This window comes from Streptomyces sp. NPDC021100, from assembly GCF_044333095.1.
Lineage (GTDB): Bacteria > Actinomycetota > Actinomycetes > Streptomycetales > Streptomycetaceae > Streptomyces.
The window spans coordinates 249,806-265,064 of the sequence record NZ_JBIRQH010000001.1; the positions used below are offsets into that span (position 1 = coordinate 249,806).

A 15,259-nucleotide genomic window follows, 5' to 3' on the forward strand; every position below is an offset into this window, starting at 1 on the left:
TACGCACGGTCGGGCCAGGGGGTCACTCCCTGTCATTTCCGGCCAAGCAGCCCGGGATCAGACGAACTTGGCCTTGCCCGGACCGTCCTCGACAAAGCTGCGCATACCGATCTCGCGGTCCTCGGTGGCGAACAGCCCGGCGAACCAGTTGCGTTCGATGGCCAGTCCGGTGTCGATGTCGGTTTCCAGGCCGGAGTCCACCGACTCCTTCGCGGCCCGCAGGGCGATGGCGGGACCGGCGGCGAGCCGGGCCGCCCAGGCGTGCGCCTGCTCGTACACCTCGGCGGCCGGGACCACCCGGTCCACCAGTCCGATGGCCAGCGCCTCGTCGGCCTTGACCTGACGGCCGGTGAAGATGAGGTCCTTGGCCTTGGACGGGCCGATCAGCCGGGGCAGCCGCTGGGTGCCGCCCGCGCCCGGGATCAGGCCGAGCAGGATCTCGGGCTGGCCGAGCTTGGCGTTGTCGGCGGCGATCCGGAAGTCGGCGCAGAGCGCGAGCTCGCAGCCGCCGCCCAGCGCGTAGCCGGTGACCGCGGCGACCACCGGCTTGGGGATGCGGGCGACGGCGGTGAAGGCGTCCTGGAGCGAGCGGGACCGGGCGATCATGGCCGGGTGGTCCATGTCCCGCATCTCCTTGATGTCCGCGCCGGCCGCGAACACCTTCTCCCCGCCCCAGAGCACCACGGCCCGCACGTCCGCGCGGTGGGTGAGTTCCTCCGCCAGCTCGCGCAGCCGGTCCTGGGTGGCGATGTCCAGCGCGTTCATCGGCGGACGGTCGAGCCGGACGGTGCCGACGCCCTCCGCGACCTCAAGATGCACAGTCATGGCAGCAGGTTAGACGCCGGGAAACGGCGACGGCCCGGTGCACTCGGTCACAGTGCGCCGGGCCGTACCGAACGGAGCGGGGGTCAGCTGTTCTTGGCCCACTCCGACCACGGCATGTTCCAGCCGTTGAGGCCGTTCTCCGGCTGGATCACCTTGTCGTCGGAGTTCTTCACCACGACCACGTCGCCGATCATGGAGTTCTTGAAGAACCAGGCGCCGGGCATCGAGGGGTCGCCGCCGCCGCGCTGGTCCTCCAGGCCGACGCAGCCGTGGCTCGCGTTCTCGGCGCCGAAGGTGTCGTGGCCGGACCAGTAGTTGCCGTGGATGAAGGTGCCGGAGGTGGACAGGCGCATCGCGTGCGGCACGTCCTTGATGTCGTACTCGCCGCCGAAGCCGACCGTGTCGCCGTTCATCCGGGTCACTTCGTACTTCTCGCTGATGACCATCTGACCGTTGTAGGTCGAGTGGCCGGGGGCGCCCGCGGAGATCGGGACGGTCTTGACGACCTTGCCGTCGCGCTCGACCTTCATGGTGTGCGCCTTGGCGTCCACGGTGCTCACCTGGGAGCGGCCGACGGTGAACTTCACGGTCTTGTTCTGTGTGCCGTAGACGCCGGGGCGGCCCTCGACGCCGTTGAGGTTGAGGCTGAGGGTGACCTTGGTGCCGGCCGCCCAGTACTTCTCCGGCCGGAAGTCGAGGCGGTCGTTGCCGAACCAGTGCGGCTTGACGTCGACGGCGGGCTCGGCGGTCACCTTGACCGCCCGCTCCACGGCCTTGGGGTCGGTGATGCCCCGGCTGAAGGTGAGCGAGACCGGCATGCCCACGCCGACGGTGCTGCCGTCCTCAGGCGTGAAGTAGCCGGCGAAGGTGTTCTTCGGGGTGAGGGTGGTGAACGACGCGTGCTTGGCGGACTCGCGGCCGTCCTTGTCCTTGGCGATGGCGTCCACCGAGTACTTGGTGGAGGCGGCCAGGTGGGCGGCGGGCTCCCAGAGGGACCCGCCGCCGGATATCTTCCCCTCTATTCGGCCGCCCTTGCCGTCCGTCACCTTCACCGACGTCAGGCTGCCCTGCTCGGCGGTGACCTTGAGCGCCCCGCTGGTCTTCACGTCGGTCGCGCCGTCCTTGACGGCGATCGAGACCACGGCCTGGGACGGGCCCTCGGCGCTGACCTTCTTGCCCGCCTTGTTCCCCGCGTCCGAGCCGTCCCCGTCGCCTCCGCACGCGGTCGCCACGGTCATCACCGCGGCCAGCACCAGGGCGGACAGCGCTCCGCGGCGTCCCCTCGTCCCGGTTCTTCCGGACAGCGGAAACACGTTCACTACGGTCTCTCCTCATCGCACGGCCCGCGGCCACGCGGCGCCCCCGAAGCGCGTCCTCCGCGCATGGCGATAGATAACCATACGGATCGGACAGCCCGGTCCCCTGAAGGTCACCGTTGCGTTCCAAGTGGCACGCGGCCGGGGGTGCATAGGGTGCCGACCGGGTCAATCCACCCCCGTCGAGGAGTCCGTGCGGCCCAGCGCGGAGCCCGCGCGCCACTCCTCCCAGGTCAGGTTCCAGCCACCCAGCCCGTTGTCGGGGAGCACCGGGCGCCGCCCGGAGTTGATCACTTCGACGGTGTCGCCGACGAGCGAGGCGCCGTAGAACCAGGCGGCCGGGGTGACGGCGTTCCCGTGCTCCGCGTCGCGCAGGCCGATGCAGCCGTGACTGACGTTCCGGGCGCCGAACGTCCCGGACGGGACCCAGTAATTGCCGTGCAGGAACGTTCCCGTGGCGGTGAGCCGCATCGCGTGCGGGACGTCCTTGATGTCGTACGCGCCGCCGAAGCCGACCGTGTCCCCGTTCATCCGGATCACCCGCGCCTTCTCACTGATCACCATCCGGCCGGTGTACGTCTCGGTGCCGGGTCCGCCCGTGGTGACCGGCACCCTGCGCAGCGTCCGGCCGCCGCGGACCACCGTCATGGTGTGGGTGGCGGCGTCCACGGTGCTCACCTGGTCCCGGCCGACCCGGAAGGTGGCGCTCCGGCGCTGGAGCCCGTAGACGCCAGGCGCCCCGCGGACGTCGCGCAGGCGCAGGTCGACGGTGACGAGGGAGCCGGGCGTCCAGCGCCGGCGCGGCCGGAAGTCCAGCCGGTACGCGCCGAACCAGTGTCCGGCGACCTCGGTCCGCGGCCGGGCGGTGACCCGGACGGCCCGCTCCACCGCGGCCCGGTCGACGACCGGCCGGCTGAAGGCGAGCGAGACGATCATGCCCGTGCCCACCGTGGCGCCGGGGTCGGGGGCGACGGCCGCGACGAAGCGGTGCGCCGGAACGTACGTCCTGAACTCCGCGTGCTGGGTCGCCCGGTGGCCCTCCGCGTCCCGCGCCACCACGTCCACGGTGTAGCGGGCGGCGAGCGCGAGCCGGCGGGCGTCCGGCCGCCAGCGGCGTCCGTCGGCGGAGATCCGGCCGCCGACCGCGCCGCGGACGCCGTCCCGGATCCGCACCGCGCGCACCCGTTCCAGCCGGCCCTGCCGCACCCGCACCTCGAACCGGTCCGCGGCCCGGACGTCCCGGGCGCCGGCGCGCGGGGTGACCCGGATCAGCCCGGCGACCGGCCGCGGATCGTCCGAGGGCGCCGCCGCGGACGACGCCGCGGCGTGGGGCCGTACCGCGCGCGGGGCGTCGGAGGCGCAGCCGCAGAGGGTGGCGAGGGCGGCGAGGGCGCACAGTCCGCGCAGGGCGCGCGGGAGGGCAAATCCTGTCACATCCGTCCCAACGACCCGGTTCCCCACGGGAAACGTGTCGGCACTCGCTTGCCGCTCCCGCTCACACGTGTGAGCGCATGCGCGGAACCGGGCAGGAGTGGGAAGGAAACCCCGAAGGAGCCCCGGGACGCGGGGCGGAGGCCGCACCGCCGGACCCCCGGAAGGGACGCCGGGTGCCCGGTGCGCGCCGTCCAGAGCCGCCGGAGGCGAACACGTGTCGAGCACACCGGAACAGGAGACGGGGCGCCGCCCCCAGGCCGGACCGGCGGCCCCGACGACGGGGGCACCGGCCGCCGCCGTCAACGGGCGGCCGGTGGTCCGCAGCGCCGAGGGGGCGGTGTGGCCGGGCTCCCCCGAGCCGCTGGGGGCCTCCTTCGGCGTCGGCGCCCATGGGATCGCCGGGACGAACTTCGCCCTGTGGGCCGGGGGCGCGGAGGCGGTGGAGGTGTGCCTTTTCGACGAGCCCGACGACACGACCGAAGCCGCCGCCGGGGGCCAGCGTGAAACCCGGTATTTCCTGGGCGAATTGACGCACGAGATATGGCACGGCTTCCTGCCGGGCGTCCTGCCCGGGCAGCGCTACGGCTTCCGCGTCCACGGCCGGTGGGACCCCTGGACGGGCGCCCGCTGGAACCCCGCCAAACTCCTGCTCGACCCGTGCGCCCGGGCCGTCGACGGCGACTTCGGCCACCCGCCGGGCCGCTCGGGACCGCTGCCGCCGGAGCTGTACGGGCACGTCAGGGACTGGCCGCAGCAGCACGTCGCCGACACCGTCCGCGACGAGCGGGACTCCGCCCCGTACGTCCCCAAGGGCGTCGTCGTCGCCCCCGACGGCGTCCCGGCCGGCGCCCACCGGCCGGGCACGGCCTGGGCCGACACCGTCATCTACGAACTGCACGTCCGCGGCTTCACCATGCGCCACCCCGGCGTGCCCCCGGAGCTGCGCGGCACCTACGCGGGGCTGGCGCACCCGGCCGCCCTCGACCACCTGGTCCGCCTCGGGGTGACGGCCGTCGAGCTGCTGCCCGTGCACCAGTTCGCCCACGAGGACCACCTGCTCCGCCGCGGCCTGCGCAACTACTGGGGCTACAACTCCATCGGCTACTTCGCGCCGCACGCCGCCTACGCCGCCACCGGGACCCGCGGCCAGCAGGTCGGCGAGTTCAAGCGGATGGTCAGGGCGCTGCACGCGGCCGGCATCGAGGTCATCCTCGACGTCGTCTACAACCACACCGCCGAGGGCGGCGAGCTCGGGCCCACGCTCTCGCTGCGCGGCGTCGACAACCGCCGCTACTACCGGCTCCAGGACGACCCCCGCCGCTACGCCGACTACACCGGCTGCGGCAACACCCTGCACGTCGTCCAGCCCAACGCGCTCCGGCTGATCACCGACTCGCTGCGGTACTGGGTGACGGAGATGGGCGTCGACGGCTTCCGCTTCGACCTGGCGGCGGCGCTCGCCCGGGCGATGCGCGCCGTCGACGGGCCGGACATGCTCTCGCCGTTCCTCGCGGTGATCGCGCAGGACCCGGTGCTGCGCCGGGTCAAGCTGATCGCCGAGCCGTGGGACGTCGGCTCCGGCGGCTACCAGGTGGGGCACTTCCCCCCGCTGTGGACGGAGTGGAACGACCGCTACCGGGACGCCGTACGGGACTTCTGGCGCGGCGCCCTGCCGGACGTACGCGACCTGGGCTACCGGCTCTCCGGCTCCAGCGACCTCTACGCCTGGGGCGGCCGGCGCCCGTACGCCTCCGTCAACTTCGTCACCGCGCACGACGGGTTCACCCTGCGCGACCTGGTGAGCTACGAGCGGAAGCACAACGAGGCCAACGGGGAGGGCAACCGGGACGGCAGCGACGACAACCGCTCGTGGAACTGCGGCGCGGAGGGCCCGACGGACGACACCGGCGTGCTCGCCCTGCGCCGGCGGCAGGTGCGCAACCTGCTGACCACGCTGCTGCTCTCCACCGGGGTGCCGATGCTCGTCGCGGGTGACGAGATGGGCCGCACCCAGGGCGGCAACAACAACGCCTACTGCCAGGACAACGAGACCGGCTGGGTCGACTGGTCGCTGCTGGCGGACCCGGGCTGGCGCGCCCTCGCCGACCTGGCCTCCCGGCTGCTGGCGCTCCGCCGCGCCCACCCCGTGCTGCGCAGCCGCGCCTTCTACTCCGGCCGGCCGCGGTCGTCGGACGGGCTGCGGGACCTCGCCTGGTTCACGGCGCGCGGCACCGAGATGACAGAGTCCGACTGGTACGCGCCCGCCGCCACGCTCGGCATGTACCTCTCCGGCGGCGACATCCCGCAGCGCGGCCCGGACGGCACTCCCGTCACGGACGACAGCTTCCTCGTCGTCCTGCACGCCGGGGACGAGCCGATCCGGTTCACGCTGCCCGGGCCGCCGTGGGCGGAGGCGTACGAGCTGCTCGTCGACACGGCCCGTGAGGAACAGGAGAACGCACCGGGCGCGCGCCGGCCGGCGGGCGCCCCAACCACCGTGGAGGCGCGGTCCGTTGCGGTGTGGAAGGTGCTGCCGGGACGGGTGACCGGGGACGGGACGGAGGGCCGCGCCCGTCCACCGGCCTAGGGCGGAAATCCGAGTGAGCGTTGTCAGTGGCGGGTCGTAGGCTCCCCACTGATGACCGGAAACCGTGAAGCACCCGGAGCCGAGGCGCACCGCTCCGCCGTGCGCTCGCTGCTGCGCCTGTGGCCGTTCGTGCGGCCGGCCCGCGGCCGGATGCTGGCCGGCGTGGTGATGGCGGTGTTCGCCTCGGCCATGAGCCTGGTGATCCCCCTGGCCCTCAAGTGGACCGTCGACGGCCCGATCGCGGACCGCGACCCGCCCGGGGTGTGGCTCGGCGGGCTGGCGATCCTCGTGCTGGGCACGCTGGAGGCGGGCCTGTTCGGGCTCCGCCGGCTGCTGGTGGCCCGGCCGCTCGCCGAGGTCGAGGCGACCATGCGGGCCACGCTCTACCGGCATCTGCAGCGGCTGCCCGTCGCCTTCCACGACCGGTGGGCGTCCGGGCAGTTGCTCTCCCGCGCGACCACCGACCTGATGCTGCTGCGCATCTTCCTGGCGTTCGCGCTGACGTTCCTCGTCGTCAACGGGCTGACGATCGTCATCGGCTTCGTCATCCTGCTGCTCCAGCGGTGGACGCTGGGGCTGGTGCTGCTCGCGCCCGTCATACCGCTGGTGATCCTCTGCCGCTCCTTCGAGGCCCGCTACTCACTGGCCGCCCGCACCGCGCAGGACCAGGTCGGCGATCTGACCACGGTGGTGGAGGAGAGCGTCCTCGGCATCCGGATCATCAAGGGCTTCGGCCGGCACCGGGGGCAGCAGCGGGCCTTCGCGGCGCTCTCCGGCCGGGTCCGCGCGACGGAGTTGCACAAGGCGCGGCTGCTCGGGGCGCTGTGGGCGGTCATCATGATCCTGCCCGAGGTGGCGATCGGCGCGGCGCTGGTGCTGGGCGTCCGCGAGGTCGCCGACGGCGGTCTGACGGCGGGGGCGCTGGTGGCGTTCCTGTCGACGGCGCTGGCGCTGCGCTGGCCGGTGGAGTCGATCGGGTTCCTGCTGGCGCTGTCCAACGAGGCCGCCACGGCGACGGACCGCTACTTCGAGGTGCTGGACGTCCGGGTACCGGACGACGTGTCCGCGTCGGAGGGCGCGCCGGTGCCGGAAGGCGCATCGGTGCCGGAGGGCCCATCGGTGCCGGAGGGCCCATCGGTGCCGGAAAGAGTGTCGGCGGCACGAGGCACGGCAACGTCGGGATGCGCATCGGCGCCGGAGGGTGGGCCCGTACCGGAGGACGTGCCCGTGCTGCGGGGTTCGCCCGCGCCCCGGAACGCGCCTGTCCTGGTGAGCGCTCCGGATGAGACGACGGCCGGCGTGGGCGGACTGCGCCTGGAAGGCGTCGAGTTCCGGTATCCCGACGCGCCGCCGGACGCCCCGCCCGTGCTGCGCGGTGTCGATCTGCACATCCGGCCCGGCGAGACCATGGCCCTGGTCGGGGCCACCGGCAGCGGCAAGACGACGCTGACCGCGCTGATCCCCCGGCTGCACGAGGCCACCGCCGGCCGGATCACCCTCGACGGCCGCGACATCGCCACGCTCCCCCGCGCGCGGCTGCGCGAGCTGGTGGCCGTGGCGTTCGAGGAACCCACCCTGTTCAGCGCCTCCGTGGGCGAGAACGTGCTGATGGGCGGGGCGGCGGCCGGACCCGCCGGGCTGGAGCGGGCGCTGGCGGTCGCGCAGGCCGACGGCTTCGTCCACGCGCTGCCGCAGGGCACCGCCACCCAGGTCGGCGAGCAGGGCCTCAGCCTCTCCGGCGGCCAGCGCCAGCGCCTCGCCCTGGCCCGCGCCGTGATCGGCGACCCCCGGTTCCTGATCCTCGACGACCCGCTCTCGGCGCTCGACGTGCACACCGAGGCGCAGGTCGAACGGGCGCTGCGCGAGGTGCTCGCCACCACGACCGCGCTCGTCGTCGCCCACCGCCCGTCCACCGTGCTGCTCGCCGACCGGGTCGCGCTGCTGTCGGAGGGCCGCATCACGGCCGTGGGCACCCACCATCAACTGCTGCGCGAGAACCGGGAGTACGCCTGGCTGATGTCCGCCCCCGAGGGCGGGCGGGAGCCGCACGAGGATCGCCAGGAAGGGGACGACCGACCGTGACCTCCACCGTCTCCGGTCCGCGGGACACCGGCGCCCGGCCGGCCGCGAGCGATACCGAGGGGCCCGCCGGCGCCCCGCCGGGCCCCGCCGCGGACGATCCCGTCGCCCAGGACGTCCTGCCCGCCCCCAAGGGCGCCTCGCTGAAGCTGCTGCGCTCCCTGCTGGCGCCGGCGCGCGGACGCGTGTGGCTCACGGTGTTGCTGCTGCTGGCCCAGCAGGCGGCGGTGCAGGCGGGCCCGCTGCTCGTCGCCGTCGCCATCGACCGGGCCGTGCCGGCCGTCCGCCGGGACGACTACGGCCCGCTCGCCGCCGTCGGCGCCGCCTACCTGGTCTGCGCGGTGGCCTCGGGCCTGCTCCAGCTCGCCTTCGTCCGGGTCTCGGCCCGGGTCGGCCAGGACGCCCTGCTCGACCTGCGCGGCCGGATCTTCCGGCACGCGCAGACGCTGAGCGTCGACTTCCACGAGCGCTACACCTCGGGCCGGGTGATCTCCCGGGCCACCACCGACGTCGAATCGCTCCGCGAACTGCTCAACGACGGGCTCCAGGAGCTCATGGGCATCGCCGCGTCGGTCGTCCTCGTCTCCGCGACCCTCGCCTGGCTGGACTGGCGGACGGGCGCGGCGGCGGCCCTGTCCTTCGTCCCGCTCGCCCTCGTCATGCGCGGCTACCGGCGGCGGTCGCTGACCGTGCACCGCCGGAAGTCGACGGCCACCGCCGCCGTCATCGTGAAGTTCGCGGAGACGATGAACGGCATCCGGCCGGTGCAGGCGTTCCGCCGGGAGGCCGTGAACGAGGAGCACTTCGCCGAGCTCAACCGCGCGCACCGGGAGACCAACGCGGACGCCATGCTCAGCATGGCCCGCTATGTGATGACCTCCCGGCTGATCTGCAACGTCTCGCTGACCGCGATCGTGGTCTGGAGCGCCTACCGGGTGGCCTCCGGCGGCCTGGAGCTGGGCGTGCTCGCGGCGGCGGTGCTCTATCTGCGGCGGCTCTACGACCCGGTCGACCAGATCGGCATGTTCCTCAACTCGTACCAGTCCGCGGCCGCTTCGCTGGAGAAGATCGCCGGGCTGCTGGCGCAGCGGCCCACCGTCCCGGAGCCGGAACGGCCCGTCCCGCTGCCGCCGCGCCCCGCGGGCGACCCGGGCCGCGAGGCCGTCTTCGAGGGTGTGCGCTTCGCCTACCGCACCGGTGGCGAGGTCCTCCCCCGCTTCGACCTCACCCTCGCCGCCGGCCGCACGGTGGCGGTCGTCGGCGCCACCGGCGCCGGCAAGTCCACCCTGGCCAAGCTGCTGGCCCGGTTCTACGACCCGACGGAGGGGCGGGTGCTGCTGGACGGCGTGCCCCTCACCGAGCTGTCCGGCGCCGAGCTGCGCCGGCACGTCGTGATGGTGACGCAGGAGGCGTTCCTGTTCTCCGGCACCGTCGCCGAGAACATCGCCGTCGGGCGCCCCGACGCCTCCCGCGCGGACATCGAGCGCGCCGCCAAGGCCATCGGCGCGCACGACTTCATCACCGCCCTGCCCGACGGCTACGACACCGACGTCCGCAAGCGCGGCGGACGCATCTCCGCCGGCCAGCGGCAGCTCGTCGGCTTCGCCCGGGCCCTCCTCGCCGACCCGGCCGTCATCGTCCTCGACGAGGCCACGTCCTCGCTCGACATCCCGGGCGAGCGTGCCGTCCAGCGCGCGATGCGCACGGTCCTGCGCGGCCGGACGGCGGTGGTCATCGCGCACCGGCTGTCGACCGTCGAGATCGCGGACCGGGTGCTGGTGATGGCCGACGGCCGGGTGGTGGAGGACGGCACTCCGGCCGAACTGACGGCGGGGACGGGGAGGTTCGCGGAGCTGCACCGGGCGTGGCGGGAGAGCCTGGTGTAACCGGACGCCGCAGCGCGGCGTGCCGTGGGCGAACGCGCCACGGGCGAACGCGCCGTCGGCTCGGGGCCGACGGTCCGCCCCTGGCCGAACGGTCCGCTCCGAGCCGACGGCGCGCGGGCAGCCGACGCCCGGCGGCCCCGGACGCCGGCGCGGCACGACACGACACGGCGAGGAAGACGCGCCGGAACGCCCTCGCGTCCGCGCGAGCACGGCGGGGCGGACAGCACAGACGCACCCGGTCGCCCGCGCGAGCACGGCCGGACGGACGGCACAGGCGGCACGGGCGGCACGGGCGGACGGACGGCACGGGCGGACGGACGGCACGGCCGGACGGGCGGCACAGGCGGCACGGGCGCGCCGCCGGCAGCGGGCGGGCGCCCGGGGGGGGCGGCACGCGGGCCAGGGGCGCCGGCAGCGCGGGAGGGCCAGCCGCTGCGCCCCGGGCGGGCGGCCCGCGGGCGGCCGGATCCACCGGCACGGGTATGCCCGGAACGCCGCCCCGGCAACCGCCCCGGAACGGCCGCATCCGGCCATGCGCCGGCACTCCGTGCCGTCCGGCCGCGGGTGGCGGACCGCCCTCTTCCGGCCGCCGGGCGAGGCGTCTTCCGGCCAGCTCCGGGGGGTCGGATGCCCCTTCCCCGCCCAACTCCCGCATACCGCCCGCTATTCGGACAGCGATCTTTGGCCAACGGACATTTTCCGGCCAACTTGTTGACGCGCCCCTGACATACGACGGGGGGCGGTGGCACTCTTCACCACAACCGGCGCCGGAACACCCCCCACCCCCAGAGCGAAACCCCCCACAGTTCCGCATCGAGGCTTCACCGTCGAAGCCTCCCCGTCGGGGCTTCCTCCTCGAAGCACCCGCACCGAAGCTCCCGTACCGCCCCGTTACACCCCTCGGGCCCCAACGGAAGCCTCACCCTCATCTCTCCCACCGCTTTCCCCGGCACTTCCGACGTTTCCCTCCTCTCTTCTCCACTGGTTCTGCCGTGAACTGCCGGCCGGCTCCCCACGCCGCCCGGTCGCCCATCCGGCCACACACCCACCGGTCGTGGTCGCCGCAGAAGGAGTCAGCGTGAGACCCACCCCCCAGAGACGCGCCGTCGCGACCGGCGCACTCGTCGCCGTCACCGCGATGCTCGCCGTAGGCGTCCAGACGACCTCGGCCAACGCCGGGCAGGACAAGGCCGCGCACCCGGCCCCCCGGCAGTCGATCCACAAGCCCGATCCGGGCGCCGAGCCGGTCAAGCTGTCACCGTCGCAGCGGGCCGAGCTGATACGCGACGCCAACGCCACCAAGGCGGAGACGGCGAAGAACCTGGGCCTCGGGGCCAAGGAGAAGCTCGTCGTCAAGGACGTCGTCAAGGACCGGAACGGCACCCTGCACACGCGGTACGAGCGCACCTACGACGGCCTGCCGGTGCTCGGCGGCGACCTGGTGGTCGACGCCACCCAGAGCGGCCAGGTCAAGACCGCCGCGAAGGCCACCAAGCAGCGCATCGCGGTCGCCACCACGACCCCGTCCCTCGCCGCCTCCGCGGCCGAGAAGGACGCCGTCAAGGCCGCCCGCGCCAAGGGCTCCAAGGCCGGCAAGGCCGACAAGGCGCCGCGCAAGGTCGTCTGGGCGGCCAACGGCAAGCCCGTGCTGGCCTACGAGACCGTCGTGGGCGGCGTCCAGGACGACGGCACGCCCAGCCAGCTGCACGTCATCACGGACGCGAAGACCGGCAAGAAGCTCTTCGAGTTCCAGGGCGTCAAGCAGGGCACCGGCAACAGCCAGCACAGCGGCCAGGTCACCATCGGTACGACCAAGTCCGGCAGCTCGTACCAGATGTACGACACCACGCGCGGCGGCCACAAGACGTACAACCTGAACCACGGTTCGTCGGGCACCGGCACCCTGTTCACCGACAGCGACGACGTCTGGGGCAACGGGACCAACTCCGACCCGGCGACCGCCGGCGTGGACGCGGCCTACGGCGCCCAGCTCACCTGGGACTACTACAAGAGCGTGCACGGCCGCAACGGCATCCGGGGCGACGGCGTCGGGGCGTACAGCCGCGTCCACTACGGCAACAACTACGTCAACGCCTTCTGGGACGACAGCTGCTTCTGCATGACCTACGGCGACGGCAACGGCATCCCGCTCACCTCGATCGACGTCGCGGCGCACGAGATGACCCACGGCGTCACCTCCGCCACCGCCAACCTCACCTACAGCGGTGAGTCCGGCGGCCTCAACGAGGCGACCTCGGACATCATGGCCACCGCCGTGGAGTTCTGGGCCAACAACCCGGCCGACCCGGGCGACTACCTCATCGGCGAGAAGATCAACATCAACGGTGACGGCACCCCGCTGCGCTACATGGACAAGCCCAGCAGGGACGGCTCCTCCAAGGACGCCTGGTACTCCGGCCTCGGCGGCATCGACGTGCACTACTCGTCCGGCCCGGCCAACCACTGGTTCTACCTGGCCTCCGAGGGCAGCGGCCCCAAGGACATCAACAACGTCCACTACGACAGCCCGACCTCCGACGGCCTGCCCGTCACCGGCATCGGCCGGGACAACGCCGCGAAGATCTGGTACAAGGCGCTGAGCGAGCGCATGCAGTCCAACACCGACTACAAGGGCGCCCGCGACGCCACCCTGTGGGCGGCCGGCGAGCTGTTCGGCGTCAACAGCGACACGTACAACAACGTGGCCAACGCCTGGGCGGCCATCAACGTCGGGCCCCGCGCCTCCTCCGGCGTCTCGGTCACCAGCCCCGGCGACCAGACCAGCATCGTGAACCAGGCCGTCTCCCTGCAGATCAAGGCCACCGGTTCGACGAGCGGCGCGCTGACCTACTCGGCCACCGGCCTGCCGGCCGGCCTGTCGATCAACGCCTCCACCGGCCTGATCTCCGGCACCCCCACCACCACGGGCACCAGCAACGTGACGGTGACGGTCAAGGACTCCGCGGGCAAGACCGGCTCCACGTCCTTCAAGTGGACGGTCAACACCCCGGGCGGCGGCAGCGTCTTCGAGAACACCACCCAGGTGGCCATCCCGGACGCGGGCGCGGCCGTGACCTCGCCGATCGTCGTCACCCGGAGCGGCAACGGCCCCTCCGCGCTCAAGGTGGACGTGAACATCACCCACACCTACCGCGGTGACCTCACGATCGACCTGGTCGCCCCGAACGGGAAGACCTGGCGGCTCAAGGACTCCGACGCCTGGGACTCCGCCGCGAACGTCTCCGAGACGTACACCGTCGACGCCTCCTCGGTGAGCGCCAACGGCACCTGGAAGCTCAAGGTCCAGGACGTGTACTCGGGTGACTCCGGCACCATCGACAAGTGGCGGCTGACCTTCTAGCAGCCGGCAGCGCGGGACCGGGCGCCGCCCGGGGTGAGCACCGACTCCCCCGGGCGGCGCCTCTCGCCGTCCCGGGCCGCGCCCCGTCCCACGTCTCACGCCCCACGCCCATATCGCACTCCCCATCCCAACCGGAATGGTCAATTCGACCGATTCATCCGGAAATTCCCCGAACGAGCGAAGAATCTTTATCAAACCGCTGCCCCAGCAGCCCCGATATTCCCGGCAGGACGTACGCAGGTTCGATCAAACTGACGCTCGGCCGCGATCCTCGCGGACCGCTACTCTCACCTGCCAGGAGCATGCGTGCGTCACACGTCCCGAATAGCCCGTTCCGGGTCCCGTCGCCCCGCCGTCGCCGCGAGCGCGGCCACCGTCGCCGCGGCCCTCCTCGCCTCCGGCTTCGCCGGGGCCCCGGCCCAGGCGGCCGGCCAGGAGGACCCCGCCAAGGCGCTGCACCTCAGCGGCAAGGAGCGGCTGGTCCCGCGCGGCACGGTCACCGACGAGGACGGCACCGTCCACACCCGGTACGAGCGCACCTACGAGGGTCTGCCGGTCCTCGGCGGCGACCTCGTCGTCCACCAGGACAAGCACGGCAAGGTCGAGGACGTCGACAAGGCCACCGAGGCCACCATCAAGGTCCCCACCACCAAGGCGAAGGTCTCCGCCCCCGTCGCGCGCCGCCAGGCGATGCTGGCGTCGGCGGACGAGGGCGCCGGCGCGTTCATCAGCAACCAGGCCCCGCGCAAGGTGGTCTGGGCCGCCAAGGGCACCCCCGTCCTCGCCTACGAGACCGTCGTCGGCGGCCTCCAGCATGACGGCACCCCCAGCGAGCTGCACGTCGTCACCGACGCCACCACCGGCAAGAAGCTGGACGAGTTCCAGGCCATCGCCACCGGCACGGGCACCGGCATGTACAACGGCAAGGTCCCGGTGAACTCGGTGAAGTCCGGCGGCCGGTTCTACATGAAGGACGGGCAGCGCGGCGGTCACACGACCTTCCACGCCCAGAACAAGAAGTCCGGCGACTCCTTCCCGGCCTTCAGCAACACCCGTGACGTCTGGGGCAACGGCAAGCAGAGCATGGCCCAGACGGCCGCCGTGGACGCCCAGTACGGCGCCGCGATGACCTGGGACTACTACAAGAACGTCCTGGGCCGCAAGGGCATCAAAGGCAACGGCAAGGCCGCCAACTCCTTCGTCCACTACGGCAACGGCTACAACAACGCCTTCTGGTCGGACGAGTGCTTCTGCATGGTCTACGGCGACGGCAAGGGCAACAACGCGCCCCTGACCTCCCTCGACGTCGCGGGCCACGAGATGACCCACGGTGTCACCTCCGCCACCGCCCGCCTCCGCTACGAGGGCGAGTCCGGCGGCCTGAACGAGGCCACGTCCGACATCTTCGGCACCGCCGTCGAGTTCTACGCCCGCAACGGCCAGGACAAGGGCGACTACCTCATCGGCGAGAAGCTGGGCAAGCCGCTCCGCTACATGGACAAGCCCAGCAAGGACGGCCGCTCGGCCGACTACTGGCGCAAGGGCCTCGGCGACCTGGACGTGCACTACTCGTCCGGCGTGGCCAACCACTTCTTCTACCTGCTGGCCGAGGGCAGCGGCGCCAAGACGATCAACGGTGTCAAGTACAACAGCCCGACGTGGGGCGGCATCAAGGTCAACGGCATCGGCCGCGTCGCCGCAGAGAAGCTCTGGTACAAGGCGCTCACCTCGTACATGACCACCAACACCGACTACAAGGGCGCGCGCGCCG

The 15,259-nt window shown here is 72.7% G+C and carries 8 protein-coding genes; 5 read left to right on the top strand and 3 right to left on the bottom strand.

Going from position 1 to position 15,259, the window contains the following annotated elements:
* Positions 1 to 57: 57 nt before the first annotated feature.
* The 3 genes from ACH4PU_RS01205 to ACH4PU_RS01215 all read right to left on the bottom strand — a co-directional run bounded on the left by ACH4PU_RS01205 (position 58) and on the right by ACH4PU_RS01215 (position 3,575).
* Positions 58 to 825: an enoyl-CoA hydratase/isomerase family protein gene (locus ACH4PU_RS01205; RefSeq protein ID WP_185941158.1), complete on the bottom strand. Its 768-nt coding sequence runs from the start codon at positions 823 to 825 to the stop codon at positions 58 to 60.
* A gap of 83 nt (positions 826 to 908) precedes the next feature.
* Positions 909 to 2,144 (bottom strand): Ig-like domain-containing protein, encoded by a 1,236-nt coding sequence (locus ACH4PU_RS01210; protein ID WP_398264315.1) that lies wholly within the window; start codon positions 2,142 to 2,144, stop codon positions 909 to 911.
* Between the two features lie 165 nt (positions 2,145 to 2,309).
* The gene (locus tag ACH4PU_RS01215; protein WP_398264317.1) at positions 2,310 to 3,575 is read right to left on the bottom strand and encodes an Ig-like domain-containing protein; all 1,266 of its coding nucleotides are present in this window, start codon (positions 3,573 to 3,575) and stop codon (positions 2,310 to 2,312) included.
* Between the two features lie 214 nt (positions 3,576 to 3,789).
* Between ACH4PU_RS01215 and glgX the strand changes: the two genes are divergently transcribed.
* The 5 genes from glgX to ACH4PU_RS01240 all read left to right on the top strand — a co-directional run.
* A complete protein-coding gene (glgX, locus tag ACH4PU_RS01220; RefSeq protein WP_398264319.1) occupies positions 3,790 to 6,162 on the top strand; it encodes a glycogen debranching protein GlgX in 2,373 nt (790 codons plus the stop codon).
* Between the two features lie 51 nt (positions 6,163 to 6,213).
* Positions 6,214 to 8,244 (top strand): ABC transporter ATP-binding protein, encoded by a 2,031-nt coding sequence (locus ACH4PU_RS01225; RefSeq protein WP_398264321.1) that lies wholly within the window; start codon positions 6,214 to 6,216, stop codon positions 8,242 to 8,244.
* Entirely contained in the window at positions 8,241 to 10,127 is a 1,887-nt protein-coding gene (locus ACH4PU_RS01230) for an ABC transporter ATP-binding protein (RefSeq protein WP_398264323.1), read from the top strand. The genes ACH4PU_RS01225 and ACH4PU_RS01230 overlap by 4 nt, the downstream gene beginning before the upstream one ends.
* Positions 10,128 to 11,205: 1,078 nt before the next feature.
* Positions 11,206 to 13,488: a M4 family metallopeptidase gene (locus ACH4PU_RS01235; protein WP_398264325.1), complete on the top strand. Its 2,283-nt coding sequence runs from the start codon at positions 11,206 to 11,208 to the stop codon at positions 13,486 to 13,488.
* A gap of 306 nt (positions 13,489 to 13,794) precedes the next feature.
* The coding region (locus ACH4PU_RS01240) for a M4 family metallopeptidase (RefSeq protein ID WP_398264327.1) at positions 13,795 to 15,259 on the top strand (1,465 nt) is incomplete at its 3' end.

What these genes read in the sequence shown, in the direction of transcription:
- ACH4PU_RS01205 (WP_185941158.1), bottom strand. Translation starts at nt 825, where the DNA reads ATGACTGTGCATCTTGAGGTCGCGGAGGGCGTCGGCACCGTCCGGCTC.
- ACH4PU_RS01225 (WP_398264321.1), top strand. Translation starts at nt 6,214, where the DNA reads ATGACCGGAAACCGTGAAGCACCCGGAGCCGAGGCGCACCGCTCCGCC.